General features: G+C 72.5%; 20 protein-coding genes and 2 tRNA genes. 18 read left to right on the top strand and 4 right to left on the bottom strand.

From position 1 onward, the window contains the following. The first annotated feature begins 63 nt into the window (after window positions 1-63). From G3I41_RS36600 to G3I41_RS34580, 7 genes are all read left to right on the top strand, one after another. A complete protein-coding gene (locus G3I41_RS36600; protein WP_203602078.1) occupies window positions 64-216 on the top strand; it encodes a hypothetical protein in 153 nt (50 codons plus the stop codon). 83 nt (window positions 217-299) lie between these two features. Further along, on the top strand, window positions 300-461 hold the full coding sequence (locus G3I41_RS36595) for a hypothetical protein (protein ID WP_018518201.1): 162 nt from the start codon (window positions 300-302) through the stop codon (window positions 459-461). 38 nt (window positions 462-499) lie between these two features. Next, the gene (nadD, locus tag G3I41_RS34600) at window positions 500-1,117 is read left to right on the top strand and encodes a nicotinate-nucleotide adenylyltransferase (RefSeq protein WP_164404468.1); all 618 of its coding nucleotides are present in this window, start codon (window positions 500-502) and stop codon (window positions 1,115-1,117) included. Between the two features lie 19 nt (window positions 1,118-1,136). Then, window positions 1,137-2,873 (top strand): LytR C-terminal domain-containing protein, encoded by a 1,737-nt coding sequence (locus tag G3I41_RS34595; protein WP_164404467.1) that lies wholly within the window; start codon window positions 1,137-1,139, stop codon window positions 2,871-2,873. 144 nt (window positions 2,874-3,017) lie between these two features. Continuing rightward, the gene (gene rsfS, locus G3I41_RS34590) at window positions 3,018-3,449 is read left to right on the top strand and encodes a ribosome silencing factor (RefSeq protein WP_018103223.1); all 432 of its coding nucleotides are present in this window, start codon (window positions 3,018-3,020) and stop codon (window positions 3,447-3,449) included. After that, entirely contained in the window at window positions 3,446-4,099 is a 654-nt protein-coding gene (locus G3I41_RS34585; protein WP_164404489.1) for a histidine phosphatase family protein, read from the top strand. Before rsfS ends, G3I41_RS34585 begins: the two co-directional genes overlap by 4 nt. Before the next feature lie 109 nt (window positions 4,100-4,208). Then, window positions 4,209-4,281 (top strand) — tRNA-Ala (locus G3I41_RS34580). 49 nt (window positions 4,282-4,330) lie between these two features. Here the strand turns inward: G3I41_RS34580 and G3I41_RS34575 are convergent. Continuing rightward, window positions 4,331-5,221, bottom strand: coding sequence for a helix-turn-helix transcriptional regulator (locus G3I41_RS34575; RefSeq protein WP_164404466.1), 891 nt, complete (start codon window positions 5,219-5,221; stop codon window positions 4,331-4,333). A 103-nt stretch (window positions 5,222-5,324) separates the two neighbouring features. On the opposite strand from G3I41_RS34575, the gene G3I41_RS34570 reads away from it, so the two are divergent. The 8 genes from G3I41_RS34570 (at window position 5,325) to G3I41_RS34535 (ending at window position 16,497) form a co-directional block, all read left to right on the top strand. Beyond that, window positions 5,325-6,800 (top strand): MFS transporter, encoded by a 1,476-nt coding sequence (locus G3I41_RS34570; protein ID WP_275408473.1) that lies wholly within the window; start codon window positions 5,325-5,327, stop codon window positions 6,798-6,800. A gap of 133 nt (window positions 6,801-6,933) precedes the next feature. Further along, window positions 6,934-7,167, top strand: coding sequence for a hypothetical protein (locus G3I41_RS34565; RefSeq protein WP_018103228.1), 234 nt, complete (start codon window positions 6,934-6,936; stop codon window positions 7,165-7,167). Window positions 7,168-7,281: 114 nt separating this feature from the next. After that, a tRNA-Ala gene (locus G3I41_RS34560) sits at window positions 7,282-7,354 on the top strand. A 291-nt stretch (window positions 7,355-7,645) separates the two neighbouring features. Beyond that, window positions 7,646-10,519 carry a leucine--tRNA ligase gene (gene leuS / locus G3I41_RS34555; RefSeq protein WP_164404464.1) on the top strand — a complete coding sequence of 958 codons (2,874 nt, stop codon included), beginning with the start codon at window positions 7,646-7,648 and terminating at the stop codon, window positions 10,517-10,519. A 137-nt stretch (window positions 10,520-10,656) separates the two neighbouring features. After that, window positions 10,657-11,409, top strand: coding sequence for a hypothetical protein (locus G3I41_RS34550; protein ID WP_164404463.1), 753 nt, complete (start codon window positions 10,657-10,659; stop codon window positions 11,407-11,409). A gap of 148 nt (window positions 11,410-11,557) precedes the next feature. Next, complete coding sequence (locus tag G3I41_RS34545; RefSeq protein WP_164404462.1) at window positions 11,558-12,403, top strand: DegV family protein; 846 nt, start codon at window positions 11,558-11,560, stop codon at window positions 12,401-12,403. A gap of 585 nt (window positions 12,404-12,988) precedes the next feature. Continuing rightward, complete coding sequence (locus G3I41_RS37305; RefSeq protein WP_343242282.1) at window positions 12,989-13,681, top strand: helix-hairpin-helix domain-containing protein; 693 nt, start codon at window positions 12,989-12,991, stop codon at window positions 13,679-13,681. 551 nt (window positions 13,682-14,232) lie between these two features. After that, window positions 14,233-16,497, top strand: a complete 2,265-nt coding sequence (locus tag G3I41_RS34535) for a ComEC/Rec2 family competence protein (RefSeq protein ID WP_164404461.1) — start codon at window positions 14,233-14,235, stop codon at window positions 16,495-16,497. Between the two features lie 131 nt (window positions 16,498-16,628). On the opposite strand, the gene G3I41_RS34530 is transcribed toward G3I41_RS34535, so the two are convergent. Continuing rightward, entirely contained in the window at window positions 16,629-17,084 is a 456-nt protein-coding gene (locus tag G3I41_RS34530) for a pyridoxamine 5'-phosphate oxidase family protein (RefSeq protein ID WP_164404460.1), read from the bottom strand. Window positions 17,085-17,185: 101 nt separating this feature from the next. On the opposite strand from G3I41_RS34530, the gene G3I41_RS34525 reads away from it, so the two are divergent. Both G3I41_RS34525 and G3I41_RS34520 read left to right on the top strand, forming a co-directional pair. Further along, complete coding sequence (locus G3I41_RS34525; protein ID WP_164404459.1) at window positions 17,186-17,995, top strand: arylamine N-acetyltransferase; 810 nt, start codon at window positions 17,186-17,188, stop codon at window positions 17,993-17,995. Window positions 17,996-18,141: 146 nt separating this feature from the next. Then, entirely contained in the window at window positions 18,142-19,026 is an 885-nt protein-coding gene (locus G3I41_RS34520) for a YceI family protein (RefSeq protein ID WP_164404458.1), read from the top strand. A gap of 41 nt (window positions 19,027-19,067) precedes the next feature. Here G3I41_RS34520 and G3I41_RS34515 read toward each other — a convergent pair whose 3' ends face one another. Continuing rightward, window positions 19,068-19,313 (bottom strand): hypothetical protein, encoded by a 246-nt coding sequence (locus G3I41_RS34515; protein ID WP_343242281.1) that lies wholly within the window; start codon window positions 19,311-19,313, stop codon window positions 19,068-19,070. A gap of 84 nt (window positions 19,314-19,397) precedes the next feature. On the opposite strand from G3I41_RS34515, the gene holA reads away from it, so the two are divergent. Further along, the gene (holA, locus tag G3I41_RS34510) at window positions 19,398-20,393 is read left to right on the top strand and encodes a DNA polymerase III subunit delta (RefSeq protein WP_164404457.1); all 996 of its coding nucleotides are present in this window, start codon (window positions 19,398-19,400) and stop codon (window positions 20,391-20,393) included. Window positions 20,394-20,768: 375 nt separating this feature from the next. On the opposite strand, the gene rpsT is transcribed toward holA, so the two are convergent. Further along, window positions 20,769-21,035 (bottom strand): 30S ribosomal protein S20, encoded by a 267-nt coding sequence (gene rpsT, locus G3I41_RS34505; RefSeq protein WP_018103239.1) that lies wholly within the window; start codon window positions 21,033-21,035, stop codon window positions 20,769-20,771. Window positions 21,036-21,080 lie beyond the last annotated feature (45 nt).

The raw sequence follows: 21,080 nt of genomic DNA, 5'->3' as shown, positions 1-21,080 counted from the left end.
CCCAGCCTAGGTGCTGGGGCTACGGTGTGCGGGGGGCTGTGGATAACTGAGGAGACGCCCGACATGCCGCACACCGTTGCTCTGTTCGCCGCCGCGTCCGGGGACCAGGGGCCGGGCAACACGATCCGCATCGTGCTGGTCGCCTCCCTGCTGGGAGCCGCACTGCTGGCCTGGTTCCTGCTCCGCGGATACCGCAACGACGACGACAACGACTGAGTCGGCGTGAGCGTGCCCGGGGCACCCGCATACGATGTCCGCGACGTCTTCCCCCGACTCCCGATCGATAGGTCCTGCCGAAGATGAGCCTCACGAGCACCGCACACCAGCTGGTCACCGTCGCCGCCGAGGGCGAGCACGGTGGCAATCACGAAAGCCTCAGCCCCTACCTCACCGGTGGCGGTGCCTTTGTCGTGCTTCTCCTCCTTCTGTGGATCACCACGCGCTTCAACCGCGACCGCTGAGACCGGGGCGTACAGCTGTGCCAGTAGGCTCTGCACGCATGGGAGAGCAGGAAGTGCCTACCGGCCGCGTAAAACGCCGACTCGGCGTGATGGGCGGGACGTTTGACCCGATCCATCATGGACACCTGGTGGCGGCCAGTGAAGTGGCCGCCCAGTTCCACCTCGACGAGGTGATCTTCGTACCGACCGGGGAGCCGTGGCAGAAGAGCCACAAGCACGTGTCCCCGGCGGAGGACCGTTATCTGATGACGGTCATCGCGACGGCGTCCAACCCGCAGTTCTCGGTCAGCCGGAGCGACATCGACCGCAAGGGCCCCACGTACACGATCGACACGCTGCGGGACCTGCGTGAGTTCCACGGCGACGCGGACCTCTTCTTCATCACCGGTGCCGACGCGCTCGCCCAGATCCTCACCTGGCGCAACGCCGACGAGCTGTTCTCCCTCTCCCATTTCATCGGCGTGACCCGGCCGGGGCACCTCCTCACGGACGACGGGCTGCCGAAGGGGGGCGTCTCCCTGGTGGAGGTCCCCGCGCTCGCGATCTCCTCGACGGACTGCCGCGCGAGGGTGGCCCAGGGCGAACCGGTCTGGTATCTCGTGCCCGACGGTGTGGTCCGCTACATCGACAAGCGCCAGCTGTACCGCGGCGAGTGAGCCACGGAAAGGGGCACCGGTGAACGACCGACAGAACCCGTACGACCCGTACTACCAGCAGCCGCAGATCATCGGCTACGACGAGTACGGGCAGCCGGTGTACCAGCAGCCGGGGCAGCAGCAGTACGACCCGTACGCGCAGCAGCAGCCGGACCCGTACGGAGGCCAGGCGCCCCAGGGCGGCGGGCAGGGCTACGGCTACGACCCGTACGCCCAGCAGCAGCCCTCCGCCCCGCCGCAGCAGCCGTACGACCCCTACGCGGCCCAGCCCCAGCAGGCACCGCAGCAGGACTACGGCTACGACCGGTACGGGTACGACACCGGGCAGCAGCAGCCCGCGCACGACACCGCGCAGCAGCCCGCCGCGGTCGACACGACCCAGCAGTGGGGCCTCCCGCAGCAGGCCGCCGCCCCCGCGTCCGCCCCGCCTGCCCCGCCCCGTGAGCCCGAGCCGCGTCCGGCGCCGGAGGCGGCCGTGCCCGGGCAGCGCCGCGGTGGCGAGGACTACCGCACCGAGCAGTTCGCCTTCATCGAGGAGCCCGACGAGGACTCCGAAGACGTCATCGACTGGCTCAAGTTCACCGAGAGCCGCAGCGAGCGCCGCGAGGAGGCGCGCCGCAAGGGCCGCAACCGGATCGTCGCGCTGATCGTCGTCGGGGTCCTGGCCGTCCTCGGCGGCGTCGGTTACCTGTGGTCGGCGGACAAGCTCCCCGGGATGTCCGGCGGCGAGAAGGAGAACACCGCGACGACCGGTCCCCAGCGCCGGGACGTCATCGTGGTCCACCTCCACAACACCACGTCCGGCGGCACGTCCACCGCCCTGCTCGTCGACAACGTCACCACCAAACAGGGCACCACGGTCCTGCTCCCCAACTCCCTCGCCGTCTCCGACGAGGACGGCAGCACCACCACGCTCGGCAAGTCGGTCGAGGACGACGGCACGTCCGGGACCCGGGAGTCCCTGGACACCCTGCTCGGCACCGACATCAGCGGGACCTGGCGGCTCGACACGCCCTACCTGGAGAACCTGGTCGACCTCGTCGGCAACATCGAGGTCGACACCGACACCGCCGTGCCGGGCGCCAAGAAGGGCTCCGGCGACCTGGTGAAGAAGGGCGAGGCGCAGACCCTCAGCGGCCAGATGGCCGTCGCCTACGCCACGTACCGCGGGCCCGGTGAGGCCGAGGCCAAGCAGCTGATGCGGTTCGGGCAGGTCGTACGCGGGGTGCTGCGCAAGATGTCCGACGACCCGCAGGCAGCCACGGTCACCGTCCAGACGCTGGCCCAGATCCTCGACCCGTCGCTGCCCGAGAAGGACCTCGGCGCCTCGCTGGCGAAGCTGGCCGAGCACGCCAAGGTCGGCGACTACAAGACGGCACTGCTGCCGGTGCAGGACGACGGCACCCTCACCGACGCGGCCACCGAGAGCGTGGTCAAGGACATCCTCGGCGGCACGGTCAAGGCGCCGTCGGCCGACGGGGTGATCCGGGTCGGGATCAGGAACGCCACCGGTGACACCGGCTCCACCGAGTCCGCCCGGGGCAAGCTGGTCAACGGCGGTTTCGCCTTCGTCAACAGCGGGAAGGCCGACGCGGTCGCCTCCTCGCAGGTGGTCTACGCCGAAGCGGCCGACAAGGAGAAGGCGACCGAGGTCGCCAAGACCCTCGGGCTGCCGGCGACCTCGGTCGAGAAGGGCAAGCCGGCCGGGAACGCGGACGTGTCCGTCCTCCTGGGCCAGGACTACAAGGCCAAGTAGGCGCGGAGGCCGCGGGAGGTCCGGAGCCGAACGGCCCGGGCCTCCCCGGGCGGCCCGTGGGCGGGCCACGGAATACGGCTGTGTGGGCGGGCGGTTCCCCGTGAGACCCTAGAGGTCTATCCGACCGACGACGAAAGCCTGCTTGTGACCGCCACTGACCGCTCCATCGAGCTCATCAACGCCGCCGCCCAGGCGGCCGCCGACCGGCTCGCGCACGACATCATCGCCTACGACGTCAGCGACGTGCTGTCGATCACCGACGCCTTCCTGCTGGCCTCGGCCCCCAACGACCGCCAGGTCAAGTCGATCGTCGACGAGATCGAGGAGCGGCTGCAGAAGGAGCTCGGCGCCAAGCCGGTCCGCCGCGAGGGCGACCGCGACGCCCGGTGGATCCTCCTCGACTACGTCGACATCGTCATCCACGTCCAGCACAGCGAGGAGCGCGTCTTCTACGCGCTGGAGCGCCTGTGGAAGGACTGCCCCGAGCTCGACCTGCCCGAGGACGCCGTGAAGACCCGCGGCAAGGCCGCCGAGCACGCGCAGCTCAACGGCGGTACGGAAGGTGAGCAGAGCTGAACGGCAGCAGGAGCGGCAGGGGCCGCAGGATCGTCCTCTGGCGGCACGGCCAGACGGCATGGAATCTGGAACGCCGCTTCCAGGGTTCCACGGACATCGAGCTGACCGAGACCGGCGTCGCGCAGGCACGCCGGGCCGCCCGGCTGCTCGCCTCGCTGAAGCCGGACGCGATCGTGGCCTCCGACCTGCGGCGGGCCGCGGCCACGGCCGCCGAGCTCGCCGCGATCACCGGGCTCGACGTGGTGCACGACGCGGGTCTGCGTGAAACCTACGCGGGTGCCTGGCAGGGCCTGACCCACGAGGAGATCGTGGAGCGGTACGGCGAGCAGTACGCCGCGTGGAAGCGCGGCGAGCCCGTGCGGCGCGGCGGCGGCGAGCTGGAGACCGAGGTCGCCGACCGGGCCGCCCCGGTGGTTCTCGGGCAGGCCGAGAAGCTGCCCGACGGCGGCACGCTGGTCGTCGTGAGCCACGGTGGCACCATCCGGACCACCATCGGCCGGCTGCTGGGCCTGGAGGCGCACCACTGGGAAGGGCTCGGCGGGCTGACCAACTGCTGCTGGTCGGTGCTCGGCGAGGGCGCCCGCGGCTGGCGGCTGCTGGAGCACAACGCCGGCACCCTGCCGGAACCGGTGCTCGGGGACGACACCTGATCCGGCCGCCCCTCGGGGCGGCGGGGGCCGGATTTCACTTTCCGGCTGGTCACAGGCTAAAGTTCTTCTTGTTCGCAGCGCGGAAGCGCAGGGAAACACAGCGGACAGCGGGGCTATAGCTCAGTTGGTAGAGCGCTTGCATGGCATGCAAGAGGTCAGGAGTTCAATTCTCCTTAGCTCCACAATCGGAAATCCCGTCCCCGTCAGGGGGCGGGATTTCCGCATGTGTGGTCAACGGTCCCCACCGCCCCGGCAGTGTGCCCGCAGCGCGCCGAGCAGCGCCCGGCTCTCCTCGTCTGCCGGGGTGTACGTGACGATCCGGCACTCGGGCAGTCCGTTGATGGTCAGAGACACCGAGGTCATCCGTATCTCACCGGCCACCGCCCAGTGCCGGAAGGTCTTCACGCGCCGCCCCGGCGGGACGACGTCCCCGCTGCGCCACAGCCGCGCGAAGTAGGGGCTGGCCTCCGACAGCGCCGCGATGAACGTCTCCCACGCGGGCTCGCCCACATGGCGTCCGTAGCCGCTGCGCAGGGTCGCTGCCATCAGGGGCAGCTCCTGGGAGCGGTGAACGATCGGACAGTCCTCCTCCGATGCCGTGAACAGCGACCACAACGCGTTGGGGACCTTGGTGCCCCGCATGGCGGGGAGGGCGAAGATGTCGCGGTACCCCGGGTTGGTCGCCAGTACGTCGTAGCGCGCGTTGTAGACGGCTGCGGGCAGCGGGTCGAGCGCGTCGATGATGCCCTGGATCTCCTCGCCGACCTCGAAGGTGTCGCACCCCCGCCCTGGCAGGAAGGCGACACCCGCCAGTTCGTACAGGTGCTCGCGCTCCGGCGGGTCCAGTCGCAGCGTCCTCGCCACCGCGTCCAGGACCTGCGGGGAGGCGTTGATCGGGCGGCCCTGCTCCAGCCAGGTGTACCAGGTCACACCGACTCCGGAGAGCTGGGCGACCTCCTCACGGCGCAGCCCCGGCGTACGCCGTCTTAAGCCGGGGGCCATGCCCACGTCGGCCGGGGTCACCCGGGCCCGGCGGCCGCGCAGGAAGGCGGCGAGCTCCGGCCGCCTGTCCGTCGCCGGTCCGCTCCGCCGCGTGCGCTGCTGTGCCGTCACCGTCGTCACGCCCCCCATCCTCGGTGCTGCGCCCGGCTGTTGCCAGGTGCTGCCAGTACCAGCATCAGCGGGCTCTCGTTACCCGTATGCGTACGGCACCAGCCTGGAGCCCATGACCGCGACATCCGAGACGACGGCATCACGCTCCGTCACCAGTAGAACCTCCACCACTGACAAGGCCCCTGCCCGACTGCTCGCCGTCGTGCTGACGGCCCAGTTCATGGCCATGCTCGACATCTTCATCGTGAATGTCGCCGCGCCGACGATCCGTTCCGAACTCGGCTCGTCCGGAGCCCAGTTGCAGCTGGTAGTGGCCGGTTACACCATCTCGTACGCCGTCCTCCTCGTCGCCGGCGCCCGGCTCGGCGGCGTGTTCGGCCACGGCCGGGCGCATCTGGCCGGGCTCGCCGTCTTCACCGCGGCCTCGCTCGCCTGCGGACTGGCCGCGGACTCGGGGCAGCTGATCGCCTTCCGGGTGATCCAGGGGGCGGGCGCGGCGGTGATGATCCCGCAGGTGCTCAGCCTGATCCAGCAGCACTTCACCGGGGCGGCGCGGGTGCGCGCGATCGGTGCCTACAGTGCCGTGCTGGCCACGGGCGCGGCCGCCGGGCAGGTCGTGGGCGGGGTGCTGGTGAGCGTCGACCTGTTCGGGGCGGGCTGGCGGCCCGTGTTCCTGGTCAACGTCCCGATCGGGCTCGTCCTGCTGGTGATCGGCACGCGTGTGCTGCCCGGGGAACCGCGTACCGGGGTGGCCCGCGGGGAGGCGCGGGCGCGCGGGTTCGATCCGGTGGGCCTCGTGCTCCTGGCGGTGGCCGTCACGCTGCTGACCGTGCCGCTGGTGCTCGGTCAGGAGCTGGGCTGGCCGGACTGGACGTGGGCCTGCCTGCTCGCCTGCGCGGTGGTCCTCGCCGGCTTCGTGGCGTACGAGACACGGCTCGCCGCGCGCGGCGGTGCGCCCCTGATCGCGCCCCGAGTGCTCCGGTTGCCCGGAATCGCGGTGGCGTCGGCGCGCCTCCTGCTGGTGATGGCCGCCAACGCGGGCTTCCTCTTCACGCTGACCCTGCACCTCCAGGGCGGCCTCGGGTACTCGGCGCTGCACGCGGGGCTGATGTGCGCGCCGACCGCGGTGGCCTTCGGCACGGCCGGGCTGACCTGGCGGCGGTGGCCGGCCCGGCTCCAGCGGCACCTGGTGCCCGGCGGGTTCGCGGTACTGGCCGCCGGTGAGGCGTCGACCGGGCTCGCACTGCGGGGCGGGGGCGGCGGGAGCGTCGCCCTGTACGCGGGTTTCGTGCTCATCGGCGTGGGTATGGCTCTCGCGTTCAGCCCCAACCTCGCGGGCGCCCTGGCGGACGTACGGCCGCAGGACGCCGCCGACGCCAGCGGTGTGCTGGTGACGGTGACCCAGCTCGGGCAGGTCATCGGCGTCGCCGCCATCGGCACTCTCTATCTCAACCGCCTCGGTACGCCGGGGCCGCAGGGGTCGGGGCACGCGCTGTGGGTCTGCGAGCTGTCCCTGGCCGCCGTGGCGTGCGCGGGGGCCGTGGCGGGGCTCGCACGACGGCGGCGGGCGGGAACGGCGGTCGGCTGACCCCCTTGCGGGGTCATGGCAGAATCGGACCGCCGGAGGGGGCGACGGACCGAACGGGAGGGTGTGCGCGATGCCTGGGAGCCGCCACGAGGTCCCGCAGTCGCGTTTCTTCCGCCGGGGCCGGAGCTGAGCCATGGGTGCACACAGGCGGAAGTGCGACTGGTGCGGCAGCGGTACGCCCATCGTCAGGGACATGGACCCGGTCAACGCGGACTATCAGTACTGGTGCGAGGAATGCGCGCGGGCGCTGATCATAAAAGGCGACCCCATCGAGACCTACCGGGAGCTCGAAGGGGAGCCGATCTACGGCCGGCTCCTGGAGGAGCACTGCACCCTCAAGCGCTTCTACTCCTTCGCCACGGCCTGACCGCTTCCCCTCCTCCGGCGGGTGAGAACCGGACGGAGGGGAATCGATTTGGTGGACGGCCCGGGTGACCGGTACTGTTCTCGATGTCGCCAGGGAGACCGGGCGGCGCGACGAGGGGCTATAGCTCAGTTGGTAGAGCGCTTGCATGGCATGCAAGAGGTCAGGAGTTCAATTCTCCTTAGCTCCACAGTGAAGAAGGAACGGCGGGCCATCCGAATCGGATGGCCCGCCGTTCCGCGTGCGGGGGCCGGTCGGCGGCCATGGCCCGGTGGGGGGCCGGCTCGGTGCGGTACCCTGACGCCATGCGTGCCGTAGCCCTTCTGCTTAGCGAGCCGCGCTGATCAGTCCCGACCGGTGAGAACGCCTGGTCGGCATCAGCGCGGCGTCCCCTCCTGTGCGAGGGGATTTTTCGTTTCCAAGGACGTGTGTCCGTAGACGTGGATGCCGGCAGATGACGATCGATGGAGCTTTGAGGATCATGAGCGAGACGAATACCGCAGCGGACGCCGCTGCGCCGCACCGCTACACGGCAGCGATGGCCGCCGACATCGAGGCACGCTGGCAGGACTTCTGGGACGCCGAGGGCACGTACGAGGCGCCCAACCCGACCGGTGACCTGGCGGGCGATCCGGAGCTGGCCGCCCGGCCCAAGAAGTTCATCATGGACATGTTCCCGTACCCCTCGGGCGCGGGACTGCACGTCGGCCACCCGCTGGGCTACATCGCCACCGACGTCTTCGCCCGCCACCAGCGGATGACCGGGCACAACGTCCTGCACACTCTGGGCTTCGACGCCTTCGGCCTGCCCGCCGAGCAGTACGCCGTGCAGACCGGCACGCACCCGCGGGTCTCCACCGAGGCCAACATCGAGAACATGACGGCGCAGCTGCGCCGGCTGGGCCTGGGCCACGACAAGCGCCGCTCGTTCGCCACGATCGAGTCCGAGTACTACAAGTGGACCCAGTGGATCTTCCTGCAGATCTTCAACTCCTGGTACGACACCGAGGCGGACCGCGCCCGGCCCATCGCCGAGCTGGTCGCCCAGTTCGAGAGCGGCGAGCGCGCCACCCCTGACGGCCGTGACTGGTCCGCGCTGAGCGCCGCCGAGCGCGCCGACGTCCTGGGCGAGTACCGGCTGGCCTACGCGTCCGACGCGCCGGTCAACTGGTCGCCCGGCCTGGGCACCGTCCTGGCCAACGAGGAGGTCACCGCCGACGGCCGCTCCGAGCGCGGGAACTTCCCCGTCTTCAAGGCGAAGCTGCGCCAGTGGAACATGCGCATCACCGCCTACGCCGACCGGCTGCTGAACGACCTGGACGGGCTGGACTGGCCCGAGGCGATCAAGCTGCAGCAGCGCAACTGGATCGGCCGCTCCGAGGGCGCGCGGGTCGACTTCCCGGTCGACGGCGCGGGCAGCGTCACCGTCTTCACCACCCGCCAGGACACCCTGTTCGGCGCCACCTACATGGTGCTGGCACCGGAGCACGAGCTGGTCGAGCGGATCATTCCCGCCGCCTGGCCCGAGGGCACCCACCCGGTCTGGACGGGCGGCCACGCCTCTCCGGCCGAGGCGGTCACCGCGTACCGCAAGCAGGCCGCCTCGAAGTCGGACGTCGAGCGGCAGGCCGAGGCCAAGGACAAGACCGGTGTCTTCACCGGCGCGTACGCCACCAACCCCGTCAGCGGCGAGCGGATCCCCGTCTTCATCGCCGACTACGTCCTGATGGGCTACGGCACCGGCGCGATCATGGCCGTACCGGCGCACGACGCGCGCGACTTCGCGTTCGCGCGCGCCTTCGAGCTGCCGATGCGCTGCGTGGTCGAGCCGTCGGACGACCGCGGCACCGACGCCTCGACGTGGGAGGACGCCTTCGCCTCGTACGACGCGAAGCTGGTCAACTCCGCCAACGACGAGATCTCGCTGAACGGTCTGGGCGTCGCCGACGCCAAGGCCCGCATCACCGAGTGGCTGAAGGAGCACGGCGTCGGCGAGGGCACCGTCAACTTCCGGCTGCGCGACTGGCTGTTCAGCCGCCAGCGCTACTGGGGCGAGCCCTTCCCGATCGTGTACGACGAGGAGGGCATCGCCCACCCGCTGCCCGAGTCGATGCTGCCGCTGGAACTGCCCGAGGTCGACGACTACTCGCCGCGCACCTTCGACCCGGACGACGCCGACACGCAGCCCGAGACCCCGCTGTCGCGCAACGCCGAATGGGTCGACGTCACGCTGGACCTGGGCGACGGGTCCGGTCCGCGGAAGTACCGCCGCGAGACCAACACCATGCCCAACTGGGCCGGTTCCTGCTGGTACGAGCTGCGCTACCTGGACCCGACCAACTCCGAGAAGCTGGTCGACCCGGCGATCGAGGAGTACTGGATGGGCCCGCGCGAGGGGCAGCCGACCGGGGGCGTCGACCTGTACGTGGGCGGCGCCGAGCACGCCGTGCTGCACCTGCTGTACGCCCGCTTCTGGTCCAAGGTGCTGCACGACCTGGGCCACGTCTCCTCCGCCGAGCCCTTCCACAAGCTGTACAACCAGGGCATGATCCAGGCGTTCGTCTACCGGGACAGCCGCGGCATCGCGGTCCCGGCGGCCGAGGTCGAGGAGCGCGACGGGGCGTTCTACCACCAGGGCGAGAAGGTCTCCCGCGTCCTGGGCAAGATGGGCAAGTCCCTGAAGAACGCCGTCACGCCGGACGAGATCTGCGCCGAGTTCGGCGCGGACACACTGCGCCTGTACGAGATGGCCATGGGCCCCCTGGACGTGTCCCGGCCGTGGGACACGCGTGCGGTCGTCGGCCAGTACCGGCTGCTGCAGCGGCTGTGGCGCAACATCGTCGACGAGGAGACCGGGGAGGTCACCGTGGTCGACTCCGAGCCCGGCGAGGACACGCTGCGCGCGCTGCACAAGGCCATCGACGGCGTCGGCGGCGACATGGCCGGCATGCGCTTCAACACGGCGATCGCCAAGGTCACCGAGCTGAACAACCACCTGACCAAGGCGGGCGGTCCGCTGCCCCGCCCGGTCGCCGAGGCCCTGGTGCTGCTGGTGGCGCCGCTGGCCCCGCACATCGCCGAGGAGCTGTGGCACCGGCTGGGCCACACGGAGTCGGTCGTGCACCAGGACTTCCCGGTGGCCGACCCGGCGTACGTGGTGGACGAGACCGTGACCTGCGTGGTTCAGGTGAAGGGCAAGGTCAAGGCACGCCTGGAGATCTCCCCGTCGATCACCGACGCCGAGCTGGAGGCCCTGGCCCTGGCCGATCCTGCCGTCGTCGCCGCGCTGGGCGACGCGGGCATCCGCAAGGTCATCGTCCGCGCGCCGAAGCTGGTGAACATCGTTCCCGCGTAGTCGCGGCCGCGGGTGAGGGCTTTCCCCTACGGGCAGGTTGGGGGTTCCGATGGAACCCCCAACCTGCCCGTTCCGTTTACGGTGGAGAGGACCGGTGTACCTGTACCGGAGGCCGTCACACCATCCGAGGGGCGCTCATGGAAGCCGTGATCCTGATCCTGGGGCTGCTCGTCGTCGCCTTCATGGCCCTGGGCGTCTACGCGACGGTCAAGGTCGTCGGGGCGGCCAGGCGCGGCGTGGACCGCACGATCACGCAGGCGCGCCGGACCGTCGAGGACACCACCCTGCGGGCCAAGAGCTACGGGCAGCTGGGCGTCGGCGGTGAGCTGGCGCAGCTGCGCCTCTCGCTGCGCACGTCGATGCGCGCCACTCAGGACGCCCTGCGGGCGGGGGTGGCCGAGGACGCGTCGCTGTCGGAGTCCCTGGGCCTGTTCGACCGGCTCAGCGCTCACGGCCACGAGCTGGACGCGGAGCTGAAGGCGCTGGAGCGCGAGCCCGACAAGGCGACGGTGGCCTCGCGCCTGCCGGGCCTCAAGGAGCGCACCGCGCAGATCACCCGTTCCGCCGACTCGCTGCGCTGGGCCGCCCGGGACCGGGCCCGCAAGTTCGCCGACGACGAGCTGTCGGCGTTGAACGCGCAGATCGACGTGGAGGCGGGGGCGCTGCGGCACTGGACCACGGTCGATGAGGCGCCGGGTCCCTCGCCGGAGTGGGGCGGCGAGGCGGACGCGCCGGCCGCGGACCACCGATCGGCGGCGGACCACCGGCCGTCGTCCGACGCGCCGGAAGGGGGCCGCCGGAAGCCGCCCGAGGCCCTCACCGCCCGCGACCCCCGGCGGAGCACCGCCTACCCGTGGCAGAAGACGACCCGGCCCGAGACCACCAACTGACCGTGAACGCCCGGCGGCCGGGACGCGCGGGGGACGGGGCGATCACCGGTGACCGAGGGTGGCAGGATGCGATGCGAAGCGACCGTGACTGATCACACGCGCGGGGTCGGACTGCCTACTCCGTCCCCCTGCGGGTAACCTCCGGGGCATGTCCCGCCATGTCGCGATCGTCACCGATTCCACGGCCTACCTGCCGCCCGACGCGATGCGGCGGCACGGCATCACGGCGGTGCCGCTGACGGTGGTGTTGGGCGATCAGGCACTGGAGGAGGGCACCGAGATCTCGGCCCGTTCGCTGGCTCTGGCCCTGCAGAAACGTCGTTCCGTGACCACGTCGCGGCCCAGCCCCGAAGTCTTCGCCGCCACCTACCGGGCCGTCGCGGAGGCCGGTGCGAGCGGCATCGTCTCGCTCCATCTGTCGGCGGAGTTCTCCGGTACGTACGACGCGGCGGTCCTCGCGGCGAAGGACGCCCCGGTGCCGGTGCGCGTGGTGGACACGGGCATGGTCGCGATGGCCCTCGGCTTCTGCGCGCTGTCCGCCGCCGAGACGGCCGGGGCGGGCGGCAGCCTGGACGAGGCGGTGGCGGCGGCCGAAAAGCGCGCCTCGGGCACCTCCGCCTATTTCTACGTCGACACCCTGGACTACCTGCGCCGGGGCGGCCGGATCGGCGCCGCGCAGGCCCTGCTCGGCTCGGCCCTCGCGGTCAAGCCCCTGCTCCAGCTCGACGGCGGCCGGATCGAGCTGCTGGAGAAGGTGCGGACGGCCTCGAAGGCGATCGCGCGGCTGGAGGAGATCGTCGCCGAACGCGCGGGCAGCGGGCCCGTGGACATCGCGGTGCACCACCTCGCGGCGTCCGAGCGGGCGGACCGGCTGGCCGAGCGGCTGCGGGAACGCGTGCCCGGGCTCGTGGACCTGCACGTCAGCGAGGTCGGCGCGGTGATCGGCGCGCACACCGGGCCGGGGCTGCTGGGAGCAGTGGTCTCACCCCGCTGAAGCACCTGCCGCCCGGCGGACGCGGTGCTGGGCGGACACAGGGCTGGGTGGACACAGGGCTGGGTGGACACAGGGCTGGGTGGACACGGCGCTGGGGGCTCGGCGCTGGGGGTGCGTCACTCTTCGGAGTGGCTGAGTTATACACAAGGGGACCGTTTTCCACGGAAATAGCCGGGGCTCAGCGGGATTGCGCAGGACTGCCTAGCGTCCTGACCCATGGCTTCCCGATCACATCGTGTAACCAGCGGACCCGGCGGAGCGGGTGCCGGCCCCGGCCGCGCCCCGGATTCCGACGGACGCATGCGACGAACGGCGCGCCCAGGACCGGGCCGCCGGCGCCGGGCTTTGGCCCGCTCGGAGGTGGCCGCAGCGGCGCGCAGCAGAGCCGACGCGCTGATGGCGGGCGGGTCCGGGGGGCGCGTCGCGCGGTGGGGGGCCGGGGTGCCCGCTGCCGGGGTGCCGGTTGCGGCGGACGGGGCGGGGGAGGCGCCTCCTTCGGACGTGGCGCCTGTGGTGAGCGTGCCGCCTGTGGCGAGCGCGGCACCTGGGGCGAGCGCCGAACCCGTGGGGCGGTGGGCGGCGGCCGTGTTCGCGGTGCGAGAGCGGCTGCCGATGTGGGTGCAGCTCCGATGCGGCCTGGAGCCGAAGACGCTTGCCGCGCTCGCCGTGATCCTGGTCGCGGGCGCCGTGTTCGCCGGGATGCACTTCTGGTCCGCCCGGCCGGAGGGTGTCCGGGCTCCTGACATGGTCGGTGAGGCGGTGCACGCGCCCACGCCGGAGACGGACCCGGAGCCGGAGGGCAGGGCGCGGCCCGAGCCGTCTCCCGGGCCCGCCGCCGGTCCGGGCGGGCAGATCGTGGTGGACGTCAGCGGGAAGGTGCGGAACCCGGGGTTGCGCAGGCTGCCCGCCGGGTCGCGGGTGGACGACGCGCTGACAGCAGCGGGCGGGGCACGGCCGGGAGCAGATCTGGCGGGGCTCAACCGGGCCCGGGTGCTCATGGACGGCGAGCAGATCGTGGTGGGCGTCCCGCCGGCCGCGTCCCCGGCTCCCGGCGTGGCTGGTCCCGCCGCCGAGGGGAGTGGGAGCGGACCGGTGAGCCTGAACACCGCGACGGCGGAACAGCTGGAGGGGCTTCCGGGTGTCGGCCCCGTTCTCGCCCAGCACATCGTGGACTACCGCACACAGCACGGGGGCTTCCGGTCCGTGGACGAACTCCGCGAGGTCAACGGGATCGGCGACCGCCGGTTCGCGGACCTGCGGCCCCGGGTACGGCCGTGAACGCGGGGGACGCCCTCGGGGCGTCGGGTCCGCGCGCGGTGTCGGCTACGAGCGAGGAGCCGGAGGCCCACGGGGACCTCGAGGCGCCCGCGGAGCCGGACATCCACGGGGCGTCGGGCAGGCGACTGGGGCTGTCCGACCCTCGGCAGGAGGGCCCGGCCGACCTCCGGTTGCTCGCCCCCGCAGCGGCGGCCTGGGCCGGTGCCGGGCTCGCGCTGGGGGCTCCCGGGCACTGGGCGGCGATGGGGGTCGTGCTCTGTCTGGGGACGGCGATGGTGCTCCTCGCGGTGGGCCTGCGACGGTCCCGTACGCCGGGCGGGGGTGGTGCGGGCGGGAAGGCCGGGGCGAGGAGTGGGGGAGGCGCGAGCGGTGTCGCCGGGGTGAGGGGCCGGGGCGGTGCGGTCGGGGAGGGCGAGGCGAGGGACGGGGGCGGCGCAAGCGGGGAGGCCGGTGCGGAGGGCGCGTTCGGTGCCGCACCAGCGTCCGATGTCGCCTCAGCGTCCGATGTCGCCTCAGCGTCCGGTGCCGTGTGCGGAGGTGGGTGGGGGCGGTTGCAGGCGACAGCCGTCGCGGCGGTGCTGCTCTGCGGGGCGGCCGGGGCGGCGTCCGCCGGCCTGCACGGTGCCGATGTGCGCCGAGGCCCCCTGCCCGGACTGGCCCGGCAGTTCGCGCGCGTCCAGGCGGAGATCACCCTCACCTCCGACGCCCGGCGCACGTTCCCCCGGGTGCGCGGCGACCGCAGCACGCCCGCCTCCCTGCTCCTGGACGCGGAGGTCACCCGGCTGACGCGGGCCGACGGCACGGCCGTACGGCTGCGGACGCCGGTCCTGGTCATCGTCCCGCCGGGCGGCGCTGCGGCGGCCTGGCAGCGGCTGCTGCCCTCCACCAGCCTGCGGGTCGCCGGGCGACTGGCGCCCCCGTCGCACCAGGGCGAACGGGTCGCCGCCGTCCTACGGCCCGACGGAAAGGCCCCGCCCCGGGTGACCGGCCCGCCCAGCCTCCTCCAGCGCACCGCGGGCGGTCTGCGTGCCGGGCTGCGCGAGGCCACCGACGGACTGGGCCCCGACGCGCGGGCGTTGCTGCCCGGACTGGTGGTCGGTGACACATCACGGGTCACGCCCGAGCTGCACGACGCGTTCCGGGCGACCGATCTCACGCACTTGATGGCCGTATCCGGATCCAATCTGGCGATCATGCTTGTTCTGCTCATCGGGCCGCCCGGCCGGGCGCTGCGGGCCGAACGCGGGGGACTGGCACCCAGGCTGGGGATCTCCCTGCGGATGACCGCATTGCTCGGTGGCGGGCTCACGCTCGCCTTCGTCCTGGTCTGCCGGCCCGAACCGAGTGTGCTGAGGGCCGCCGCGTGCGGGCTGATCACGCTTCTCGCCATCGGTACCGGCCGGCGCCGGACGCTGATTCCCGCGCTGTGTGCCGCCGTGCTGCTCCTGGTGCTCTACGACCCATGGCTGGCGCGTAGTTACGGCTTCGTGCTGTCGGTGCTGGCCACTGGTGCCCTGCTGACCCTGGCCCCGCGCTGGAGCGAGGCGTTGCGCCTGCGCCGGGTGCCGCCGCGGCTTGCGGAGGCGCTGGCCGCCGCGGCCGCCGCGCAGGCGGTGTGCTCGCCCGTGGTGGTGCTGCTCGCCTCCAGGGTGAGTCTGGTGGCGATTCCGTGCAATCTGCTGGCGGAGTTCGCCGTGGCGCCGGCCACGGTCCTCGGGTTCGCCGCGCTGGCCGTGGCGCCGGTGGCGATGGGGGCGGCCGGGCTGCTTGCCAGGGTCGCGGGGTGGCCGGCCGGGTGGATCGCCTCGGTGGCCAGGGCCGGAGCGGCGTTCCCCGGGGCCGAGATCGACTGGCCCGACGGCCTCCCCGGGGCCGCGCTGCTGGCAGCCCTGGTCCTGGTCCTGGTAGCGGCCGCGCGCTGGGCCGGACGCCGCCCCTGGGTCTGCACGGCCGCCGCGCTGCTGCTGGTCCTCGCGGTGCTCCGGCCGGTGCCGCTGACCCGGGTGCTGACCGGATGGCCGCCGCCCGGCTGGGCGTTCGCCATGTGCGACGTCGGACAGGGTGACGCCCTGGTGCTCGCGGCGGGGCGGGGTTCCGGTGTGGTCGTGGACGCCGGCCCCGATCCCCGGCCCGTCGACCGGTGCCTGCGCGAACTGGGCGTGAGCCGCGTCCCGTTGCTCCTGCTCACCCACTTTCACGCCGACCATGTGCGGGGTCTCCCCGGGGTGCTGCGCGGCAGGGCGGTGGGCGCGATCCAGACGACGGGCCTGGACGAGCCGCCGGAGCAGGCCGCGTTCGTCCGGAGAACGGCGGCGGGGGCCGGCGTGCCCGTCCTGCGGGCCGCCCCCGGGGAACGGCGGCGGATCGGCGCGCTGGACTGGCAGGTGCTGTGGCCGCCGGGCGCGGCGGGTGCGGCCCCGGCGGCAGGCCCCGCCCCGTACGACGTGCCGCAGGACCCGAACGATGCAAGCGTCACCCTGCTCGTGCGGACCGGCGGGCTCACCCTGCTGCTGCCGGGCGACCTGGAACCGCCCGCCCAGCAGGCGCTGCTGCTCAGCCATCCGGAGCTGCCCCGGGTGGACGTGCTCAAGGTCGCCCACCACGGCTCCGCGCACCAGGACAGTGCCCTGCTGCGGGCCGTCCGGCCCAGGTTCGCGCTGGTGAGCGTGGGCCGGGGCAACCCGTACGGGCACCCGGCGCCCCGGACGGTCGACGCGCTCGCGGAGGAGGGGGCGGTGGTGCTGCGCACCGACAGGGACGGGGCGATCGCGGTGACCGGTGCGGGGAGCGCGTTGCGGGCGGTGGGGAGGTCATGAGGGCATACGCGGCGGGACGGCGGGCGGCTCCCAAGACGCCGGTCCGGAGGGGCATGGCGTCGGGCGAGACCATCGGCTGCTGCGACCTCACCGAGCCCGATCACGGGCCGGGGGTCCGGCGCGCCCCGGCCTCAGACCAGCCAGCGCCCCTCGGTCATCAGGTCGCGGCCGGGCTGCTCGTTGGACTCCCGCCACGCCCTGACCGCGTACGGGGTGAAGCGGAGGTACACCCAGGCGGGGCGCCCCCGCAGGTCCCAGGAGAACTTCGCGGCGAACGCGTCGCCCGACGCCGGCGGAAGGTCCGTGCCCTCCACCACCTCGGCCGTGGCCTCGATCATGACCACGTCGCGGGTGTGGCCCAGGGCGATGTGGGCCCGGCCGTCCGGCGTCAGGTTGACCGCCGTGGGGTTGGTGCGCCGGGTCGCCATCAGCAAGGTCTCCCCGTCCCACAGGAACCACAGCGGCACCAGGGTCGGCGCTCCGTCGGCGGAGGCCGTGGACACCCAGGCGTCCGTGTCCTCCTCCAGGCGGTCGAGCACGTCCTGCTTGCGCTGTTCACGGCTGCGCGCCGGTTCCGGAAGGGGCATGCCGCGCACGCTAACCCGTGCCCCGGCCGCGTAACACCGTCGCCGGACCTAGGACCAGTGGCGCATGGCGCGCGGCCGGGGCGGCGGCACAGACTGGCCCCATGGACCCGCAGCTGCCGCAGACCATCGACGCCTACCTGGACCGCATCGGCGCGGCCAGGCCCGTGCGCCCCGACGCCTCGGCGCTGCGTGAACTGCAACTGCGCCACCTCGTCGCCGTGCCCTTCGAGAACCTCTCCATCCACCTCGGCGAGGACATCGTGCTGGAGGACGGACCGCTCTTGGACAAGATCGTGGCCCGCGAGCGCGGCGGCTTCTGCTACGAACTCAACGGCGCGTTCGCCGTACTGCTGCGGGCGCTCGGTTTCCGCGTCACCCTCCTCCAGGCCCGGGTCCACGGTGACGGGGGACGGCTCGGCATCCCGTACGACCATCTGGCGCTGCGCGTCGAGACGGAGGACGGGACCGGGCCGTGGCTGGCCGACGTCGGTTTCGGTGACCACGCCAGGCACCCGCTCGCGCTCGACGACCGCGCCGACCAGGAGGACCCGGGCGGCGTCTTCCGGATCGCCCTGGCCGGGGACGGCGGCGGGGAGCTCGGGGACCTCGACGTCCTGTGCGACGGCAGAGCCCGGCTCCGGCTGGAGCGGCGGGCCAGGGAGCTGGCGGACTTCCGGGCCGGCGCCTGGTACCACCGCACCTCGCCCGACTCCCACTTCACCCGGGCCCCGGTCTGCTCGCGCTGCACGGACGACGGCCGGATCACCCTCAGCGGCCGCAAGCTCCTCACGACGGCGGGCGGCGAACGGCACGAGACACCGCTGGGCAGCGACGACGAGGTGCTGGCGGCCTATCGGGACCACTTCGGCCTGGACCTGGACCGGCTTCCGGCAAATTCGGACCTTCGGTAACACCTGCACCCAAGCCGCTGCGAGCCGCTCTGTTTGCCTCGAACACCTCAAGGGTGGTCGAATGCATGCTCGTCGGCGGGCCGCTGCTCCGACAACGACGTCTGCCATACGGCCCGAGGTGAGCGAGTGCCCGGGAGTGTGTGGAGATGTTCGGCCGTTGGTTCGGAAACAAAGGTGCGACGGGTGCCGCTCGGGGCAGCGCCCTCGCCGGACTGGTGGTGCCGGACTCGGCGGGTGTCCTCAGCTGCCGGGTGCTCGACCCGGTCAACGAGCCCGTGCCGCTTGCGGAGTTCGTGCTGACGGACCGGGCGGGGCGCAAGGTGGTCGGGGGCGAGACCGACCCGTACGGCAGCGTCATGGCCACGGTTCCGGCGGGGGAGTACCGGCTGGCCGTCACGGCGGAGGGGTTCACCCCCTTCCACGGCTCGGCCACGGTCACCGAGGGCGGCCATGCGAGTCTCGGCGATGTGACCCTCCAGCTCGCCGCCCCGCCGCAGCTGCCCGAGCCGGGCGACTGGGAGATCGAACCGACGCACTCCCAAATCGGTTTCACCGCCCGCCACATCGGGATGGCCCGTATCCACGGCCGGTTCAACACCTTCGCGGGGGCGGTGCGGATCGCCGACCGTATGGAGGACTCGGCGATGCACGTGGTCATGGACGCCGCGTCGATCGACACGAACGTCCAGATGCGCGACGACCACCTGCGTTCCAGCGACTTCCTGGACGTCGGCCGTTATCCGACGCTGGAGTTCTACAGCGACCGCTTCGTGCACCGGGGCGGGACCCGCTGGGGTGTGAGCGGTGCGCTCACGCTGCACGGGGTGAGCCGTACGGTGACCCTCGACACCCAGTACCTCGGGCTGGGCAACGGGATGGAGGGCGAGCGCCGGGCCGCCTGCCGTGCCACCACCCAGCTGCACCGCGAGGACTTCACCCTCACCTGGCAGACGATGCTGGCGCGCGGCATCGCGGTGGTCGGCCCGAGCATCTCCATCGAGATGGACATTCAGATCGTCCCGAAGGGCTGAGTCCCCGCCCCACCACGGGGCGGGAGCCGGAGGCGCCGGTCCTACGGCGCCTCCAGCCACCCTTCGTACTCCGCGGCGAACGCGTCGAGCGCCGCCGGGTCGAGACGGTGGTCCGGGTCCTCCACGACGACCAGCCACTGGGCGTCCTCGGCGTCGTCCTCGCCCGCCAGCGCGTCGCGTACGAGCTGCGACTCGTCGGTGACGCCGAAGCGCTCGGCGATCTCCTCCGCCGCCTCCTCGGCGGCATCGCGGTCGGGCAGCACCAGCACGTGTCTCTCATCGCTCACGTGCTCATTCTCGGATACGGGGGAGGGTGCGGCGGACCCGGCCGCGGCCCGGGCTGTCAGTGGCCCGTGGGATGCTGGACGGCGATGGCCACCAGAAGGAATTCCACCGACGACCCGCTCGCCCCGCTCACGCTCGCCGTGGGGCAGGAGGACCTGCTCCTCGACCGAGCCGTGCAGCAGGTGGTGGCGGCCGCGCGCGCCGCCGACGCCGACACGGACGTCCGGGACCTCACCCCCGACCAGCTCCAGCCGGGCACGCTGGCCGAGTTGACCAGCCCCTCGCTGTTCGCCGAGCGCAAGGTCGTGGTCGTGCGCAACGCGCAGGATCTGGGCGCGGACACGGTCAAGGACGTCAAGAAGTATCTGGACGACCCGGTCGAGGAGATCACCCTCGTCCTGCTGCACGCGGGCGGTGCCAAGGGCAAGGGGCTGCTCGACGCGGCCCGCAAGGCGGGGGCCCGCGAGGTCGCGTGCCCGAAGACGACGAAGCCGGCCGAGCGGCTGTCCTTTGTGCGGGGTGAGTTCCGCACGCTGGGGCGGTCCGCCACGCCCGAGGCGTGCCAGGCGCTGGTCGACTCCATCGGGAGCGACCTGCGGGAGCTGGCGAGCGCGGTGTCGCAGCTCGTCGCGGACATCGAGGGCACGATCGACGAGGCGGTCGTCGGACGCTACTACACGGGGCGGGCCGAGGCATCCAGCTTCACGGTCGCCGACCGGGCGGTCGAGGGGCGGGCTGCGGAGGCCCTGGAGGCCCTGCGCTGGTCCCTGTCCACGGGCGTGGCGCCCGTTCTGATCACCAGTGCGCTGGCGCAGGGCGTACGGGCGATCGGCAAGCTGTCCTCGGCGCGCGGGGGGCGCCCTGCGGACCTCGCGCGTGAGCTGGGCATGCCGCCCTGGAAGATCGACCGGGTACGGCAGCAGATGCGGGGGTGGACGCCGGACGGCGTCGCGGTGGCGCTGCGGGCGGTCGCGGCGGCGGACGCGGGGGTGAAGGGGGGCGGGGACGACCCCGAGTACGCGTTGGAGAAGGCGGTGGTGGCCGTGGCGGGTGCGGCGCGGGGCGGGCGTAGCCCGCGGTAGGGGGCGGCCGCGGAAGTCCTCGATCGCCGGACGGGCTTGAACGCGCCGTTCAGGCGCCCTTAAGCGCCGGACGGGCTGGTTTGCCGGGCGGGCTCGGGGCGTGCGGGCTCTGGGCGTGCGTCCTCAAGCGCCGGACGGGCTGGTTTGCCGGGCGGGCTCGGGGCGTGCCGGTCAGGCGTCCTCAAGCGCCGGACGGGCCGAGAAGAGCGCCCATGCCGAAGGCCCCGCTCCCTGGGGAAAGGGTGGCGGGGCCTCGGGTTCAGACTGGTGCGTCGCACCCGCGTGGCGAACGCAGGTTCGGTGTGCGGCGCGGGGGCCGGGCAGGAGCGGGGTAGAGGGCCCGCTTGATCCGTTCCGGCGGTGGGATCAGATCGCTCAGCCCTGGAGGGTGGCAGCCTTGGAGGCCAGCGCCGACTTCTTGTTGGCGGCGGCGTTCTTGTGGATGACACCCTTCGAGACGGCCTTGTCCAGCTGACGGGACGCGGCGCGCACGGCGACGGTGGCCTTCTCGACGTCGCCGGCGGCGACGGCCTCGCGGGCCTTGCGGATCGCGGTCTTGAGCGACGACTTGACGGCCTTGTTGCGCAGGCGCGCCTTCTCGTTCGTCTTGTTCCGCTTGATCTGGGACTTGATGTTCGCCACGAAAGAGCCTTTTCAGGTTCGTTGGATCTTCGATGTGTGTCCGTG

The sequence above is a fragment of the Streptomyces sp. SID9727 genome (assembly GCF_010550605.1).
Classification (GTDB): Bacteria; Actinomycetota; Actinomycetes; order Streptomycetales; family Streptomycetaceae; genus Streptomyces.
This window is presented reverse-complemented; position numbering and strand designations above follow the sequence as displayed.